Below are 12,226 nucleotides of genomic sequence, written 5' to 3'. Positions count from 1 at the left end.
GCACGGATGCCGTCGACCCCACTGTCGGCCCGGAGCCACCGCCGCGTACGTTTTCTCTGCCGGTGGCAGATTCGCCACCGGCAGAGCGGTCCCGTCAGCCCTTCTCGCGCAACTGCCGGAAGAACGCCCGCACATCCGCGACCAGCAGGTCCGGCTCCTCCATCGCCGCGAAGTGACCGCCCCGGTCGAACCGCGTCCACCGCACGATGTTCTCGGTGCGCTCCGCCCTGTGCCGCAGCGGGACCTGCAACTCGGCGGGGAAGACGGCGACCGCGGTCGGCGCGGTCGACGGCTCGGCGGGCGCGGCGGCCCGGCCGGAGGCGTGCGCACGCTCGTAGTAGATCCGCGCGGACGAACCGGCCGTCCCGGTCAGCCAGTACAGCATCACGTCGGTGAGCAGCCGGTCCCGGTCGACGGCCTCCTCCGGCAGCTCCTCGGAGTCCGTCCACTCGCGGAACTTCTCGACGATCCAGGCGAGTTGGCCGACCGGAGAGTCGGTGAGCGCGTACGCCAGGGTCTGCGGGCGGGTCGCCTGCAGCATCGCGTAGCCCGTGCCCTCCCGCTGCCAGGCGTCCCAGCGCCGCCACGACGCGAGCGTCCGCTCCCGTTCCTCCGAGCCGAGCCCGGCCAGCTCCTCCCCGGTCGGCTCGGTGGACTGCTGTGCGCCCGGCAGCAGGTTCAGGTGGACGCCGATCATCCGGCCGGGGTGGGCGCGGCCCAGCTCGCGGGAGATCGCCGCGCCCCAGTCGCCGCCCTGCGCGCCGAACCGCTCGTAGCCGAGCCGCCGCATCAGCTCGGCCCACGCGTCGGCGACCCGTCCCGCCTCCCAGCCCCGCTCGGTGGTGGGCCCGGACAGCCCGAAGCCCGGAATGGTCGGCAGTACGACGTGGAAGGCGTCGGCCGGGTCGCCGCCGTGGGCGGCCGGGTCGGTGAGCGGGCCCACGATGTCGAGGAACTCGACGATCGAGCCCGGCCAGCCGTGCGTGACGACCAGCGCGGTGGCGTCCGGCTCAGGGGAGCGGATGTGGGCGAAGTGCACGTTCGCCCCGTCGATCGTGGTCGTGAACTGCGGCCACCGGTTCAGCAGCGCCTCGGCCGCCCGCCAGTCGTAGTCGTGCCGCCAGTACCGTACGAGCTCGCGCAGGTAGCCGACAGGAACGCCGTAGTCCCAGCCCGCGCCCGGAAGCTCGTTCGGCCAGCGGGTGCGGTCGAGGCGGTCGTGGAGGTCGTCCAGATCGCTCTGCGGGACGCTGAGCCGGAAGGGCCGGATGCCGTAGGCGGTCGGTGACGTCGTCATGCCCGCGATGCTAGTTCGGGCCGCCGGAGCACCCCGCGGATTTTCTTCGGATCCGCCGATGAGTTTCGCGGCGCGGGCCGGTCGATACACACGACCGCGTCGCACACTCCAGGAGGAACCCGTGGCCACCGAAGGATTCACCACCTGTCTCTGGTTCGACGGCCAGGCCGAAGAGGCCGCCCACTACTACGTCTCGATCTTCAAGAACTCCGCCATCGGGCGGATCGGCCGCTACACGGAGGCCGGGCCCGGCCCGGCCGGATCGGTGATCGCGGTCGACTTCGTGGCCAACGGCCAGAAGTTCGTGGCGCTGAACGGCGGTCCCCAGTTCACGTTCAACGAGTCGATCTCCTTCCAGATCTACTGCGAGAGCCAGGAGGAGATCGACCACTACTGGACCAAGCTCACCGAGAACGGCGGCGAGCCCGGCCCCTGCGGCTGGCTCAAGGACAAGTACGGCGTCTCCTGGCAGGTGGTCCCGGACAGGCTCATCGACATGATCGGCGACCCCGACGCCGAGAAGGCGGCCCGCACCACGCGGGCGATGCTCGCCATGCGCAAGCTCGACATCGCGGCCCTGGAAAGGGCCTACGCGGGCGAGTGACGGCGGGCGGCGGGGCCGGTCCACCCATCCGGGGGAGTGGACCGGCCCCACCCTTGCGCGCACGGGCCCGGCGCGAGGTGCGGGCCCCGGGTCAGGACAGGTCGTTCACCAGCACCGCGGCCCCGTCGAACCGGCCGGCCTTGAGGTCCTCCAGCGCCTGCGGGGCCTCGGAGAGCGGATAGGTGTGCGTGGTGGCGCGCACCCCGTGCCGGGCGGCCAGGGCGAGGAAGTCCCGGCCGTCCTCGCGCGTGTTCGAGGTGACGCTGCGCAGCTCCTTCTCGTAGAAGAGCTCGCTCTCGTAGCGCAGCGGCGGTGTGTCGCTCAGGTGGATGCCGGCCACCGACAGGACGCCGCCGCGGTCGAGGGCCCGCAGCGCCACGGGCACCAGATCGCCCACGGGGGCGAACAGGATCGCGCTGTCCAGCGGCTCGGGGGGCACCGCGTACGCGTCCTGGGCCGAGGCCGTGCCCAGCTCCAGCGCGAGCCGCCGCGCGGCCGCCCCGCGGGTCATGACGTGCACCCTGGCGCCCTCCGCGAGTGCCACCTGCGCGCACAGGTGGGCGCTGCCGCCGAACCCGTACAGGCCGAGGCGCCCGCCGGGCGGCAGCGCGGCCCGGCGCAGCGCCCGGTAGCCGATGATGCCCGCGCACAGCAGCGGCGCGAGCGCGACGTCGTCGACCTCGCCGGGCAGCCGGTAGGCGAAGGCGGCCGGGACGGTCGTGTACTCGGCGTAGCCGCCGTCGGCGTCCCAGCCGGTGTACCGGGAGGCCGGGCACAGGTTCTCCGCGCCGCGCAGACAGTACGCGCAGGTGCCGTCGGTGCGGCGCAGCCAGGCCACGCCCACCCGGTCGCCGGGCGCGAAGCCGTTCACCGCCCGCCCCTGACCCGCGACCACGCCCACGACCTCGTGGCCGGGTGTGACCCCGGGCCTGTGCACCGGCAGATCGCCCTCGGTCACGTGCAGATCGGTGCGGCACACCCCGCACGCGCGCACGTGCACCAGCAGTTCGTCGTCCCCCGGCACGGGAATCGGCTTCTCCGCCAGCCGCAACGGGCGCTCCTCCACCGGCCGGGGCCCGGTCACCGTCCACGCACGCATCGTGCCGTCCGTCATCTCGCGCCCCGTCCGCCGAAGGCCGCCCGGTCCACCCGTGTCCGGTACACCCCTGTCCGTCCCAGTGTGGAACAGGCGGGCCCGCTCAGCGCGCGACCGGACCCGGCAGTCACTAGCGTGAGGACGGGACACATCACCGAACGGGAGAGGGCGGCGGCCATGGCGGTACGACCCGAGGGAACCCCCTGCTGGGCCGATGCGATGTTCAGCGACCTCGAGGGGGCCAAGAGCTTCTACGCCGACGTCCTCGGCTGGACCTTCGGCGAGTCCTCGTCGGAGTACGGCAACTACACCCAGGCCTACGCGGACGGCAAGGCGGTGGCCGCCGTCGTACCGCCCATGCCCGGGCCGGAGGGGCAGTCGCAGTGGTGCCTGTACTTCGCCTCGCCGGACGCCGCCGCCACCGCCCGCAGGATCCGCGACAAGGGCGGCGAGGTGCTGATGGAGCCCATGCAGGTCGGCGACTTCGGCACCATGTGCCTGGCCCGGGAGCCCAGCGGCGCCGTGTTCGGCGTGTGGCAGGGCGGCACCCACGAGGGCTTCGAGGCGACCGCGGTGCCCGGCGCCTACTGCTGGGCGGAGGTCTTCACCCGCGAGCCCGCGAAGGCCGACGCATTCCTCTGCGCCGTCTTCGGCTACACCGCCAAGCAGCTCCAGGACGAGGCGATCGACTTCCGCCTGTTCGACGTGGGCGGCGAGACGGTCCTCGGCCGGATGACGATGACGGACGACTTCCCGCCCGAGGTGCCGTCGTACATCAACGTCTACTTCACCGTCGCGAACTGCGACGACGCCGTCGCCGCCGCAACCAGCAGGGGCGGTGTGCTGCGGTTCGGTCCGCACGACAGCCCCTTCGGCCGGTTCGCGGCGCTCACCGATCCGCAGGGTGCGAACTTCTCGGTGATCGACATCACCACGACGCAGGGGGAGAAGCCGCAGGTGGCGGACGTCTCCTAGGCGGCGGTCCGAAGGGCCCGGCCGGCGTGGCATGATCGGGCCCATGCGTGAACGTGTGGTGGCCGCCTGCGACGGGGCGTCGAAGGGAAATCCGGGTCCGGCGGGCTGGGCATGGGTCGTTTCGGACGATGCCGGGACCCCCGTCCGCTGGGAGGCGGGAGCGCTCGGCACCGCCACCAACAACGTCGCCGAACTCACCGCGCTGGAGCGGCTGTTGACGGCGACCGACGCGGACGTGCCACTTGAGGTGCGGATGGACTCGCAGTACGCGATGAAGGCCGTGACCACCTGGCTGCCCGGCTGGAAGCGCAACGGCTGGAAGACGGCCGCGGGCAAGCCGGTCGCCAACCAGGAACTGGTCGTGCGGATCGACGAGCTGCTCCAGGGCCGCTCGGTCGACTTCCGCTACGTGCCCGCCCACCAGGTCGACGGCGACCCGCTGAACGACTTCGCGGACCGGGCGGCCAGCCAGGCGGCGAGCGCGCAGCAGTCCGCGGGCAGCGCCCTCGGCTCGCCGGAGCCGCCGCCGGCCGCCCCCGCGTCCGCCGCCCCGCGCCGCCGCGCGAACGGGACCAAGGCGGCACGGCCGCGCGCCGGCGGCGCCTCGTCCCGCACGATCAAGGCGAAGTTCGCCGGCCGCTGCGTGTGCGGCCGCTCCTACGCGGCCGGCGAGTCCATCGCCCGCAACGACCAGGGCTGGGGCCACCCGGAGTGCCGCACGGCGGCCGCCGGATAGCCCCGGTCGGCGCGCACAGGGCGCCGGCTCCCGCGGCCGCCGCCGGCGCTCCTGCCCGGGTGAGCACCCGGAGCGGCCCGGCCCGCGCGGGCGGACCGCTGATGACAGACTGTCGCCATGGACGAACGTGAATTCGGCAGGTCGCACCAGCACGCGTCGGTCGTCGGGCTCGGCACCTGGCAACTGGGCGCCGACTGGGGCGACGTGGACGAGAAGGAAGCCCTCTCCGTCCTGGAGGCGGCCGCCGAGTCCGGGGTGACCTTCTTCGACACGGCCGACGTCTACGGCGACGGGCGCAGCGAGTCGGCCATCGCCACCTTCCTCGGCAGCCGGCCGGACCACCACGTGCTGGTCGCCACCAAGATGGGCCGGCGCGTCGACCAGATCCCGGAGAACTACGTCCTGGACAACTTCCGCGCCTGGAACGACCGTTCGCGGCGCAACCTGGGCGTCGACCGCATCGACCTGGTGCAGCTGCACTGCCCGCCCACCCCCGTGTACTCCAGCGACGCGGTGTTCGACGCGCTGGACACCCTGGTGGAGGAGGAGCGGATCGCCGCCTACGGCGTCAGCGTGGAGACCTGCGCCGAGGCGCTGACGGCGATCGCCCGGCCGAACGTGGCCAGCGTGCAGATCATCCTCAACCCGTTCCGCATGAAGCCGCTGCGCGAGGTGCTGCCCGCGGCGCGGGAGGCGGGCGTCGGCATCATCGCCCGGGTCCCGCTCGCCTCCGGGCTGCTGTCGGGCAAGTACACCAAGGACACCGTCTTCGCCGCCGACGACCACCGCACCTTCAACCGGCACGGCGAGGCCTTCGACCAGGGCGAGACCTTCTCCGGCGTCGACTTCGCCACGGGCGTGGAGGCCGCGGCCGAGTTCGCCGCGCTCGCCCCCGAGGGCTGGACCCCGGCCCAGCTCGCGCTGCGCTGGATCATCCAGCAGCCCGGCGTCACCACGGTCATCCCGGGCGCCCGCTCACCGGAGCAGGCACGCGCGAACGCCGCCGCCGGGAAGTTGCCCCCGTTGGGCGAGGAGATCCTCGCGGCGATCCGGGACCTCTACGAGCGCCGGATCAAGGACCAGGTGGAGGTTCGCTGGTAGCAGCGGGTCGGGAACCGCTCGCCGGGGAACCCGCACGACACAGGGGCCGGGCCGGGAGGCGGGCCGGCCCCGGGGGCCGGAAGCCGGGAGGCGGAATGGCGGTGACGGGAGACGGTGACGCGGGGCGCCGGGGGCGCCACGAGACCGAGGAGGAGCGGGCCGATCGCAGATGGGTGGAGCTCATCCAGGAGGTGCGGGTGGCCCAGACGGGTGTGCAGATCCTCTTCGGCTTCCTGCTCACCGTCGTGTTCCAGCCGAAGTACGACCACCTGAGCCACACCGACCATGTGATCTACGTCGTCACCGTCGTCCTCGGCGCCGCGACGACCGGCGCGCTCACCGGCCCGGTGTCCCTGCACCGCCTGGTCGCCGGGCACCGGATCAAACCCCAGGCCGTGGCCTGGGCCTCACGGCTGACCTTCGTCGGTCTCCTCCTGCTGCTCGCCACCATGACCTCCTCCCTGCTGCTCATCCTCAGGGTGGCGACGCGCGGGGGGTTCGTGTCCTGGCTGGTCGCCGCGGTGGTGGCCTGGTACCTGCTGTGCTGGTTCGCGCTGCCCCTGTGGACCCGGCGCCGCCACACCACCCGGTGAGGCGGCGGCACCTAGTGCCGTGCCGGGCGTCGCAAGCCGGTGAACCTTTCCGGTCGCAGCACTAGCTCAGCTCCCCGCGAGCACCTCCGCGAGGAAGTCGTCGACACCGGTCTCCTCCTCGCCCGGCGCCACCACGGCATGGGTCTCGCGCAGGAAGGCGGCGACGGCGGACGCCCACACGAACACCGTCGCGTGCTGCCGTCCCCCGTCGGCGTGGGCGTCGCCGTAGAACTCCATGCACAGCTCCTCCGACGCGCCGCCGGCGACGGGGCGGAAGCGGACGTCGCCGACGCCGACAGGCTTCGTCAGCCCCTCGCCGAGCATGCCCCGGTCCACCTTCCACCGGGCCAGCACCCGCCCGTCGTGGGCGAAGACGACCGTGACGGCGAACGGCTCGTCGGCGTCGTACCCCAGGTGCGCCAGCACGGGGAAGCGCTCCGTGCCGTACGCCTGCAACTGCACCACCAGACTCTTGTGCACCAACGCGTTCACGATTTCGGCCCTCCGAGGACGACATCGGGACGTAGAACCCTCTGGTACCCCTGATCCGCGCGAGATTCCCGGACATCCGACCGGATCTCCCCGCGCCGCGACGGCCGGGACCGGGGCGCGCGGGGCGCGTGTCAGCGCAGTCCGAACCGGTCCGCCCAGGACATGACGTCGGCGACCGCCGCGTTGCCGCCGCACACCACCAGTCCGAGCCGGACGTCCGGGCCCATCCGCTCCCGCACGTGCCGGGCGGCCGGCAGCAGGCAGCCCGCCGCGGGCTCGGCCCAGACCTTGGCGTGCTCGGCGAGGTCGAGGCAGCCTCGCACGGCCTCCCGGTCGGGCACCACGAGCACCTCGTGGACGAGGGCGCGGACATGGTCGTACGTCAGCTGCGACACCGTCGGCGCGCTCAGCGTCGTCACGATCGAGGAGAGGGCGACCGGCACCGGGCCGCCGGACGCCAGCGCCGCGGACATGGCCTGGGCGCCCTCGGTCTCCACGCCCCAGATCCGCACCCCGGGCCGCAGTGCGTGCAGCGCCGCGGCGACGCCCGCGATCAGCCCGCCGCCACCGATGCTGACGAGCACGTCGGTCAGCTCGCCGGCGTCCGCGGCCAGCTCCAGGCCGACGGTGCCCTGGCCGGCGACCACCACCTCGTCGTCGAAGGGATGGACCAGGGTGAGCCCCTCGTCCCGCAGCCGTGCGGCCGTGGCGAACGCCTCGTCCATGCCGTCGGTCAGCCGCACCGACGCCCCGGCCTCCTCCGCGATCGCGACCGACCGGGCGGGCGCCGAGCGCGGCATGACGACGGTGGCCTTCACATGCAGCGCGGCGGCCATCACCGCGAGCGCGATCCCGTGGTTGCCGCCGCTGACCGCGACCACGCCCGCGGCCCGCTCCGCCTCGTCGAGCGAGAGCAGTCGCGCCGTCGCGCCGCGCGCCTTGAAGGAGCCCGTGCGCTGCAGCAGCTCCAGCTTCGCGGTCACCGGGGCACCGAGCAGCGCGGACAGGCCGGGACTCGGCACGGTGGGGGTGCGCACGACGTGTCCGGCGATCCGCTCGGCCGCAATTTCGATCTCCGAGATGCCGATCAAGGCAGTCCACCTTTCCGGCGCGGGTGGTGATCCGCGCCGACCCGACCCTCACCTGCCGGGGGCGCGCAGGTCAACAGGTCTGGCCCGATCCCGGCCCGCGAGAGGGGCCGGCTTTTCAGTGCTGCTGCGGCCGGTGCGGCGTCGCCTCGCTCGGCCGGACGACGACGACCCCCTCGCCCTCCAGCATCAGCTGCACCGCCTCGCCCGACCCGCCGCGCAGCATCGAGCCGAACGACTGCGAGCGGTGCAGCGACGTCCGGAGGCGGGCGGTCCAGCCGACGACCGCGTTCGTGTCGACGTACACCGGCTGCTGCGGCGTGACCGGTATGACCAGCGGGCTGCCCTCGCACACCAGGCCCAGGAGTCCCTGCCCGGTGAACACGCTGTTGAACAGCCCGCCGCCCGCTATGCCCGAGCCCTTGACCGTCTTGATCTGGTACGACAGCGTCGCGTCGAAGCACAGCACGTTGCGGCCGTTGACGGTGAACTCGTCACCCGGGTCGACCTCGACGACGAAGCAGTTCTGGGCCTCCTGCGCGAACCAGGCCTCGCCCTGCCCGCGCACCGCCATCAGCGGCAGCCCCTCCCCGGTGACCGCGCGCTTGAGCATGCCGCCGACGCCCTGGCCCTTGCGCTCGAACCGCAGATCGCCGCGGTAGGCCACCATCGAGCCCTGGCGGGCGAACATCTCGCCGTCCACCGTGTACTTGACGCACTTGGAGTTCTCGACGGACATGCCCGGCGCGGTCGCGGGGCCCACCACGTACTCACTGGAAAACAGGTCACCCTTCATGCGGGCATCCTGGCCCGGAGGCGCCCGTTCCGCCAAGGTCACTTGGCGAGGTCGTACTCCACGGCCCTACCGGGCAGTTGGGCGGTGCCGCGCACCTTCGTCCGCTTGCCGCAGAACGCCGACTCCAGTGTGCGCAGCATCGTCCGGTGCACCGCGCCGTTGTTGGAGGTGTTGGCGAGCGCGGCCAGGCTGCGTCTGCCGTCCTTGCTCGTGAACGCGTAGGTGTAGTAGCCCTGCACGGCGCCGGTGTGCCCGTACACCGACACCCCGCACGACAGGTCGCGGCGGCGCAGCCCGAGCCCGTACGCCTGGGCCGTGCCCGCCGGGATCCACCGCTCCATCTGGTCCAGTTGCGCGGGGGGCAGCAGCCGTCCGCCCAGCAGCGCCGAGAAGAACGTGTTGAGGTCGCGGGTGCTGGAGATGAGCGCGCCGGCGCTCTGCGCCCAGGACGCCGTCTGCTCGGTGGCGTCGACCAGGGGCGACTTGGCCTTGTCGGGGGTGAGATAGCCGTGCGCGTACCGGCCGGGGATCTGCATGGCGGGGTGGACGTAGAAGGTGTCGCTCAGCTTCAGCGGCTTGATGATGCGGTTCTCGTACGCGGTGCGCACCGAGTGGCCGGTCAGCTTCTCGATGAGCATGCCGACGACGACGAAGTTGGTGTTGGAGTAGGAGTAGGCGGTGCCGGGCGCCTGGGTGCGCGGGTGTTTCAGGGACACGGCGAGCAACTGGCGGTAGGTGAACACCCTGGTGCGCACGGCCTCGAAGCCGGACACGCTCCCGGCGAACATCTCGTTGCTGTAGTCGTACAGACCGCTGCGGTGGCTGAGCACGTGCCGCACCGTGATCCGGTCGTCGGGCAGCAGTCCCGGCAGGTAGCGGTTGACCGGGTTGTCGAGCTTCACCCGGCCCTCGGCGGCCAGTTGCAGCAGGACGACCGCGGAGAAGCTCTTGGTGACGCTGCCGATGCGGAACCGGTCGGCCGTGTTGATCCAGTCCCCGGTCCCGCGGTCGGCGACTCCCTCCATGGCCTTGTAGACCGTGGGGTGGTCGTCGTAGGACGAGCGGTGGTCGTCGATCCGCGCCATGGCGCCCGGCGCGCCCTGCTTCAGCGCCGTGCGCAGGAGGGTGCCGAGTGCCGCCGTGTCCGGCGCGGGCAGCGCGTCCGGTGCCGCTGTCCCGGGCCGGTGGCCCGCCGCGTGCGCCGGTCCCGCCAGCAGGGCCAGCACCAGCGATCCGAGTACCGCACCGCTGCCCACCGTTCGTGAGGCCATACGCTTTTCTCCCGTCTCCGTCCGCGCGGTGATCCGTGCGAGATCGATCACATTCGGGCAACGCAACCTTCTCCCATCCGGTCACATCTCCACAGACGACACACAGTTGGTCCTTCGCCGATCACTGAGTGGGATGGATTGGCAAAGGATTGTCCTGTACCGCACGGAATGGATCATTCGTGCTTTACATGTGCATGATCCATCCATGAGAGTTCCGTCCCGGGGGCCCGACCAGCTCCCATGGCGCACCGGCGCCATCTCCCGGCGGCCGGCGATCCGGGCCTCCGCCACGAACGAAGGAACTCCCGAGAGTGCACAGACCCCATATACGCACCGTGGCGCTCGCCGTCGCGGTGGCGACGGCCGTCACGGGCCTGGCCGGCCCGGCGCTGGCCGCCCCCGCCGGGGGGCAGGACCACACCGTGTCGTCCGCAGGCACCTCCACCGCCTCGGTGGTGGCCGCCGCCGTCGCCGCGGCCTTCGCCCACGCGTCGGCGACCGGCGTCACCCAGGGGGACGAACTGCGGGCGCAGGACGTGCTGTTCGACCCCGAGGGCGCGCGCCACGTCCGGTTCATACGCACCCACCGGGGACTGCCGGTCCTCGGCGGCGACCTCGTCGTCCACCTCGACCGGCAGCTGAGGTACACCGGCGTCACCCGGGCCGCCGGCCACACCGTCCGGCCCGCCGCCACCCGGGCCGCGCTGACCCCGCGACAGGCGGCGGCCAGGGCCGCCTCGGCCGCCCACGGCGAGGCGGGCACCGCGCGGCTCGTCGTGGACGCCCGCGGCGGAGCCTCCGCCCTCGCCTACGCGGTGCGGGTCACCTTCCCCGCGACCACCGAGAGCGGCGGCTCCCGGACCGTCGTCGTCGACGCCGTCACCGGCGAGGTGCGCAGCGACACGCCCGACCGGGACGAGTTCCTCTCGCCCAGGCTGGTCGAGACCCTGCGCAGGCGCGGCGAGACGCTCGACCCGGCCACCGGCAGCGTCCCGCCGGCCGCCGCCCTCGCCGCGACGCCGTCGGCCGTGGCCGCCGGCTACCCGCGGACCGCGACGGGCACCGGCTCCTCCCTGTTCGTGGGCAAGGTCTCCCTGACCACCACCCAGACGGCGAGCAAGAGCTTCCTGCTGAAGGACCCCAGCCGGTACGGCACGGAGACCCGGGACGCCAAGAACAAGCCGCTGGAGAACTTCGCGCGGGGTACGAAGTTCACCAGCACCACCAACAAGTGGGGCAACGGCGCCGTCTCCAGCCGCGCCAGCGCCGCCGTCGACGCGCAGTACGGCATCACCAGGACCCTGGACTTCTACAAGAAGTCCTTCGGGCGCAAGGGCATCAAGAACAACAGCAAGGGTGCCCAGGCCATGGTCCACTTCGGCAACAAGGTCGCCAACGCGTTCTGGGACCCGGCGTGCACCTGCATGCTGTACGGCGACGGCGACGGCCTGATGTTCAAGAAGCCGCTCGTCGCCCTCGACGTCACCGGCCACGAACTCACCCACGGGGTCGTCGACGCCACCGCCGGACTGGAACCCACCTTCGTGGACTACGCCGGCAACCAGTACGGCGAGCCCGGGTCGCTGAACGAGTCACTGGCCGACATCTTCGGTTCCGGCGTCGAGTTCCACGCCAACAACCCGAAGAACCCGCCGAACTACCTGATCGGCGAGAAGCTGGGCCTGGCGCAGAAGTTCCTGCGCCGGCTCGACCGGCCGTCCCTGGACAAGCTCGAGGGCGCGATCGACTACTGGTCGCCCGAGGTGTACTTCACCGAGGTGCACGCCGGTTCCGGCGTCTCCTCGCACGCGTACTACCTGCTCGCCGAGGGCAGCGGCAGCAAGCAGATCGGCGCCGTCACCTACAACTCGCCCACCTACGACGGACTGCCGGTCAAGGGCATCGGCCGCACCAAGGCCACGGCCGTGTTCTACCGGGCGCTCACCCGCTACATGGTCTCCACGACCGACTTCCACGACGCGCGCGTCGCGACGCTGAAGGCGGCCAAGGACCTCTACGGCGCGACCGGCACCGAGTACAAGGCGGTGGACCGGGCCTGGGCCGCGGTCAACGTCACCGCCGCCAACACACCGGCCGCCCGCCGCTGACAGACCGTCCGAACGCGGTGACCCGGATGCCCCGCCCGGGCGGGGCATCCGCACGTACGGCAGGGGGCG

General features: G+C 72.4%; 12 protein-coding genes. 6 read left to right on the top strand and 6 right to left on the bottom strand.

The window, feature by feature from the left end; all coding sequences use genetic code 11:
* Nucleotides 1-94 precede the first annotated feature (94 nt).
* Nucleotides 95-1,297 (bottom strand): epoxide hydrolase family protein, encoded by a 1,203-nt coding sequence (locus tag ACWEK3_RS11595; protein WP_450542700.1) that lies wholly within the window; start codon nucleotides 1,295-1,297, stop codon nucleotides 95-97.
* A 121-nt stretch (nucleotides 1,298-1,418) separates the two neighbouring features.
* Here ACWEK3_RS11595 and ACWEK3_RS11590 point away from each other — a divergent pair, with 121 nt between their 5' ends.
* The gene (locus tag ACWEK3_RS11590; protein WP_450542702.1) at nucleotides 1,419-1,901 is read left to right on the top strand and encodes a VOC family protein; all 483 of its coding nucleotides are present in this window, start codon (nucleotides 1,419-1,421) and stop codon (nucleotides 1,899-1,901) included.
* A gap of 91 nt (nucleotides 1,902-1,992) precedes the next feature.
* On the opposite strand, the gene ACWEK3_RS11585 is transcribed toward ACWEK3_RS11590, so the two are convergent.
* A complete protein-coding gene (locus ACWEK3_RS11585; RefSeq protein ID WP_450542760.1) occupies nucleotides 1,993-3,000 on the bottom strand; it encodes a zinc-binding alcohol dehydrogenase family protein in 1,008 nt (335 codons plus the stop codon).
* Nucleotides 3,001-3,174: 174 nt separating this feature from the next.
* Between ACWEK3_RS11585 and ACWEK3_RS11580 the strand changes: the two genes are divergently transcribed.
* The 4 genes from ACWEK3_RS11580 (at nucleotide 3,175) to ACWEK3_RS11565 (ending at nucleotide 6,402) form a co-directional block, all read left to right on the top strand.
* Nucleotides 3,175-3,972 carry a VOC family protein gene (locus ACWEK3_RS11580; RefSeq protein WP_453249577.1) on the top strand — a complete coding sequence of 266 codons (798 nt, stop codon included), beginning with the start codon at nucleotides 3,175-3,177 and terminating at the stop codon, nucleotides 3,970-3,972.
* A gap of 43 nt (nucleotides 3,973-4,015) precedes the next feature.
* Nucleotides 4,016-4,708, top strand: a complete 693-nt coding sequence (locus ACWEK3_RS11575) for a ribonuclease H family protein (protein ID WP_450542705.1) — start codon at nucleotides 4,016-4,018, stop codon at nucleotides 4,706-4,708.
* A gap of 117 nt (nucleotides 4,709-4,825) precedes the next feature.
* Entirely contained in the window at nucleotides 4,826-5,809 is a 984-nt protein-coding gene (locus tag ACWEK3_RS11570) for an aldo/keto reductase (protein WP_453249576.1), read from the top strand.
* Between the two features lie 95 nt (nucleotides 5,810-5,904).
* The gene (locus ACWEK3_RS11565) at nucleotides 5,905-6,402 is read left to right on the top strand and encodes a DUF6328 family protein (RefSeq protein WP_450542709.1); all 498 of its coding nucleotides are present in this window, start codon (nucleotides 5,905-5,907) and stop codon (nucleotides 6,400-6,402) included.
* A 66-nt stretch (nucleotides 6,403-6,468) separates the two neighbouring features.
* Here ACWEK3_RS11565 and ACWEK3_RS11560 read toward each other — a convergent pair whose 3' ends face one another.
* The 4 genes from ACWEK3_RS11560 to ACWEK3_RS11545 all read right to left on the bottom strand — a co-directional run bounded on the left by ACWEK3_RS11560 (nucleotide 6,469) and on the right by ACWEK3_RS11545 (nucleotide 10,049).
* The gene (locus tag ACWEK3_RS11560) at nucleotides 6,469-6,894 is read right to left on the bottom strand and encodes an SsgA family sporulation/cell division regulator (protein WP_384427548.1); all 426 of its coding nucleotides are present in this window, start codon (nucleotides 6,892-6,894) and stop codon (nucleotides 6,469-6,471) included.
* Between the two features lie 131 nt (nucleotides 6,895-7,025).
* Nucleotides 7,026-7,985, bottom strand: a complete 960-nt coding sequence (locus tag ACWEK3_RS11555; protein WP_382618020.1) for a threonine/serine dehydratase — start codon at nucleotides 7,983-7,985, stop codon at nucleotides 7,026-7,028.
* 115 nt (nucleotides 7,986-8,100) lie between these two features.
* Nucleotides 8,101-8,778 (bottom strand): AIM24 family protein, encoded by a 678-nt coding sequence (locus ACWEK3_RS11550; RefSeq protein ID WP_376401475.1) that lies wholly within the window; start codon nucleotides 8,776-8,778, stop codon nucleotides 8,101-8,103.
* 38 nt (nucleotides 8,779-8,816) lie between these two features.
* Nucleotides 8,817-10,049 (bottom strand): serine hydrolase domain-containing protein, encoded by a 1,233-nt coding sequence (locus ACWEK3_RS11545; RefSeq protein WP_453249575.1) that lies wholly within the window; start codon nucleotides 10,047-10,049, stop codon nucleotides 8,817-8,819.
* A gap of 311 nt (nucleotides 10,050-10,360) precedes the next feature.
* Between ACWEK3_RS11545 and ACWEK3_RS11540 the strand changes: the two genes are divergently transcribed.
* Nucleotides 10,361-12,157 carry a M4 family metallopeptidase gene (locus ACWEK3_RS11540; RefSeq protein WP_453249574.1) on the top strand — a complete coding sequence of 599 codons (1,797 nt, stop codon included), beginning with the start codon at nucleotides 10,361-10,363 and terminating at the stop codon, nucleotides 12,155-12,157.
* The last annotated feature ends 69 nt before the right edge of the window (nucleotides 12,158-12,226 follow it).

This window comes from Streptomyces sp. NPDC004721, from assembly GCF_053601495.1.
Note: the sequence above shows the minus strand (reverse complement) of the source record. Positions and strands in the feature narration are given on the sequence as shown.